At 63.8% G+C, this 3,925-nt stretch carries 3 protein-coding genes and 2 pseudogenes; 2 read left to right on the forward strand and 3 right to left on the reverse strand.

Going from position 1 to position 3,925, the window contains the following annotated elements; all coding sequences use genetic code 11:
• From ACFVZH_RS39960 to ACFVZH_RS39970, 3 genes and pseudogenes are all read right to left on the reverse strand, one after another.
• Positions 1-539, reverse strand: a 539-nt coding sequence (locus ACFVZH_RS39960; RefSeq protein ID WP_384905524.1) for a hypothetical protein, incomplete at its 3' end; no start/stop codon positions are given.
• A gap of 233 nt (positions 540-772) precedes the next feature.
• Positions 773-981 (reverse strand): annotated as a pseudogene (locus ACFVZH_RS39965) (ISL3 family transposase); the annotation flags it as partial.
• Between the two features lie 26 nt (positions 982-1,007).
• A pseudogene (locus tag ACFVZH_RS39970) lies at positions 1,008-1,526 on the reverse strand (IS630 family transposase); the annotation flags it as partial.
• Between the two features lie 49 nt (positions 1,527-1,575).
• On the opposite strand from ACFVZH_RS39970, the gene ACFVZH_RS39975 reads away from it, so the two are divergent.
• Positions 1,576-1,998, forward strand: a complete 423-nt coding sequence (locus tag ACFVZH_RS39975) for a transposase domain-containing protein (protein WP_384905528.1) — start codon at positions 1,576-1,578, stop codon at positions 1,996-1,998.
• Positions 1,977-3,107, forward strand: coding sequence for a transposase (locus ACFVZH_RS39980; RefSeq protein ID WP_384905526.1), 1,131 nt, complete (start codon positions 1,977-1,979; stop codon positions 3,105-3,107). The genes ACFVZH_RS39975 and ACFVZH_RS39980 overlap by 22 nt, the downstream gene beginning before the upstream one ends.
• Positions 3,108-3,925: the final 818 nt, after the last annotated feature.

Consider the following 3,925-nt stretch of genomic DNA (forward strand, 5'->3'; position numbering starts at 1 on the left):
CCAATAACCATGTTCATCGCTTCGTCTTCAATTATAAAATTTGGAGCCGCAGTACCTTCTGCTTTGATCCTGACGGGGATATCGTCAACAGTCCCGGGATTCAGGCTTGAGCATGTATAGTCGAGCCGGATGCTCGGCGGGGCCTGAAGCTGAGGGTCATACGGAGTTGACCTACTTACCGTAAAGAACCCTGGGGCGGTGGCGGTCGGTTCGCCGATGTTGAGCTCGTCGATGTCGCTTACCGCCCTGCCCGTGTCGGCGCCAACAGTAGAGAAGGTCATGCTTTTGACATAAGGGGTCGTGCTGCCGCAGTTGAATCTTGCCGTGCGAATAATACCGTCGGCTGCGGTTCCTATATAGTAGGTCTTGCTCACGGAGGACTCACCGCCTGCTGCAGCTGCAGTGCCGGTCGCAGTGCAAACTCCAGCAATGGCGGCAAATGCCAGGAAGGCGTGAACAGTGGGGCCGTATTTCATTAATAATTCCTTGAACTCGGGTGTCCCCGGCTCGCTGTGTGGGAAATAAACAGCGTCGGGCATCGTGTACCATGGACTGCATTATCGATACAGCTAGATCGATAATGCAGTCAGCAGGGCGCTGGGTACCAGCTAAGCTGATCATCCGCTCCAGGGGGCGAGTAATTGATACTCGCTCAAATCCTCTGCCCTCTATAGAGGTCGTAGCACGCTCATGGGGTCTGTCTATTGAGTCGTCCTCAGTAGAGGGACTGCACGGTCTTCGGCTCTGTCTCGTAATCGGTGGTGACAGGGCGTCATGCGAGAAGGATGCGGTGGCGGAGGAGGTCGAAGCCGGCGCGGCCGTGCATTTGCCGCATGATCTTCTTGGTGCGGGTGTTGACGCCTTCGGTCCGCCCATTGGGTGCGGGAGGGCGAGGCCGGCATCGACGGCCGCAAGGTCGAGTTCGAGACCGTTCGCAAAGGCGTGGAGGTAGGGCAGCTGGGCCGCGCGGACACCGACGATCTGTCAGGAGATCCGAGAAACAATGCCTAGTGACCTGGTTTGGAGATCCTGTCGCAGTATCGGCAGATGCGGTCGAGGATCTGATTGGCGGTCTTGGTCCGTTTGAAGGGCATGGCGTCCTCGTTCCGGACCTTGATCCAGCTCTCGAGGGCGGCCTTCAGGTCGTCGAGTGAGCAGAACACGCCGCGTTCGAGGCAGTGTCGTTCCAGCTCGGCGAACCATCGCTCGACTTGGTTGATCCACGACGAGTACGTCGGCGTGAAGTGCAGCTGGAAACGGGGATGGGCCAGCAGCCACTTGCGCACGACCGGTGCCTTGTGGGCGGAGAGGTTGTCGCAGATCACGTGGACCGCCAGGCCCTTATCGGTCTGGCGGTCGATCTCGTCGAGGAAGTCCCGGAAGTCCACCGCCCGGTGCTGCGCGGACAGCTTCGTGATCACCTTGCCCGTCGCGGTGTTCAAAGCGGCGAACAGATCGACGGTGCCGTGCCGCACGTAGTCGAAACTCCGCCGCTCGGGGACGCCGGGCAGCATGGGCAGCACCGGCGCGGTCCGCTGAAGGGCGCCGGGCCACCTCGGTGGGCTGACTCAGCACATACCGTTTGAGCTCGTCGATGACGTCCTCGATGAGACCAGAACCGTTCAGGCTCGCGTGCGTACGCTTCCGTCGCGAGTCGGCGTCTACTTTGTCCTGGCCCTGGGACTCTTCCCCACCCTGGGATACCGGCGTGTATGGGACAAGCTCGTGGCCGGCCTGTCGGACCTGGACCTCTCTACTCCCTCGGAAGCCGCCCTGCGACAGCTGCGCCGACGTCTCGGGCCGGAGCCGATGAGAGCTCTGTTCGACGTTCTGGCGGTGCCGCTGGCTCGGCCCTCAACGCCCGGCGTCAGCTACCGGCGCTGGCGGACGGTAGCGTTTGACGGCTGCAGTTCCCTCAAGGCTCCTGACCTGCCACGCATTCGGGCCCTGCTGGGCAAGGTCCGGCACCACTGGGCATGTCCGGCTACCCGTCATTGAGGCTGACCGTCCTGTGCGAGACCGGGACCCGCGGGCTGCTCGGTGCGGTCTTCGGCCCGTCCGGGAACGGGGAAACCGTCCAGGCAACCCAGCTGCTGCCCAGGCTGACCCCGCAGATGCTCCTCCTGGCAGACCGGGCCTTCGACGGCGACGACTTCCTGCGTGCCGTCGCCGGCACCGGCTCTCAGTTCCTGGTCCGACTGTGCGCCCACCGACGCCCTGCGGTTCTGGCGGTCCTTCCCGATGGGTCTTACCTCACCCGCTTCCACGGTTTACGTGTCCGCGTCATCGACGCCGACATCACCCTCACCACCAGCAGCGGACAGCGCATCACGGGTCGCTACCGGCTCGCGACAACTCTCTTGGACCACCGCCACGACCCCGCCGAGGTCCTGGTCCGCCTCTACCACGAGCGCTGGGAGATCGAGTCCGCCTTCTACTCACTGCGACACACCCTGCTGACCGGACGGGTCCTGCGTTCCCAAGAACCGCGCGGACTCGAGCAGGAAGTATGGGCTCTGCTCACTCTCTATCAGGCGCTCCGCATGGCGATGGCCGAGGCCGTCGAGGCCGTGCCCGGGGCCGACCCGGACCGGGCAAGCTTCACCGTCGCCCTTCAAGCTGTCCGCGACCAGGTGATCCGCGCAGACCACGTCCTGCCAGCCCCGTCGGACCACACCGTCAGCGGCATTTCCACTGCCGTCCTGTCCGCTCTGCTGCCGCCCAGGCGTTCACGCACCAGCGCCCGAAAGGTCAAGTGCCCGACCTCCCGCTATCCGGCGAATCCGACCAGTGAGCATCCCCTGACCAGCCAGAACGTCACCATCCTCGCCGTCGAGATCCACACCCAACCCCCGTCAGCGGCAGCATCCGGACGCAGCGGTCAACGCAATCAAGTCCTCCAGCACATGCAAACCGCACCCCACAGGTCTTGGCATGCGCGCGAGCTGGCAACAGCCCTCGGCTTCACCCACTACGACAGCTTCTGCGTCCAGCTGAGCCGCTGGACAAGGGAAGGTCTCCTCGAAAAGATCTCGAACGCGACCTACAAGATCGCCCCCGATTGCCTACCCCCACAGCCTTCCCCAACCGACAGACACCGTCCTTGACTCGGCGGCCGCGGCACTAACTTCGTGGCATTGCCGGAATGGCCCGCGGCTGCGTCTGCGGAACCCGCTGGCGAAGCCTTGCTCGCCGGAACACCGGCGCCGGCCCGTCGGGGTCCCGGTGGGCCAAGGCAGCTCGTCGCCCGGCAGACTCAGGGACTGGATTGATCAGCGGGCCGCGGTTGTGGTGCCGGTGGAACGCGTAGAAGCTGCTGACCACGGTCAGGTTGTGGTTGATCGTCGCCGGCGCGTATCCGGACTTGAGGTAGCGCTTGCCTGTCTTGATGTTCACCGACCCCGGCGGCGCGGCATCCCGGCGGCGGCGTTCGCGCTGAGGGTTCTTCGCAGTGCGGAGCTATCCGACAAGGGCCGCGGTCTCCGCCTCAGACGCCCGGTCCCACGCAACTCCGAGGAACCACAGGGTTCTGAACCATCGCAGCAGGTCATACGCGTAGCTCCTGCTGGTCAGCGGCCGGTTGTCGTCGAGTGTCAGCCCGCATAGGAAGGCTTGGACGGGCCCGACGGGCACACCCTCCGCATCAGCGACCGCGTACCGCCCGTACAGAGTGTCCAGCTCGACGACTGAACCAATCCGCGGAACGGTCGCCCGTCCTTCGATCAGCTCACGGTGAAGGTCCCGCAATTACAGCTCCTTGGGGATTGAACTACCCGCCTACGATCCAGAGAAGGTGCAGTTAACAAAGCGACTGGAGCAGGCCGTCTCGTGGTGTGGCGTGCCGTCTCGTTTTGGGTTACTGAGGTTTTCAGGGTGGGGTCGGTGGTACGAGGGTCAGACCGGTGGCGGTGAGGCAGCCGTCGAT

Source organism: Streptomyces sp. NPDC059534 (assembly GCF_042743475.1).
Lineage (GTDB): Bacteria > Actinomycetota > Actinomycetes > Streptomycetales > Streptomycetaceae > Streptomyces.

Bases quoted from the DNA above. Each gene is read 5' to 3' on its own strand.
- ACFVZH_RS39980 (WP_384905526.1), top strand. From the start codon at position 1,977: ATGTCCGGCTACCCGTCATTGAGGCTGACCGTCCTGTGCGAGACCGGG.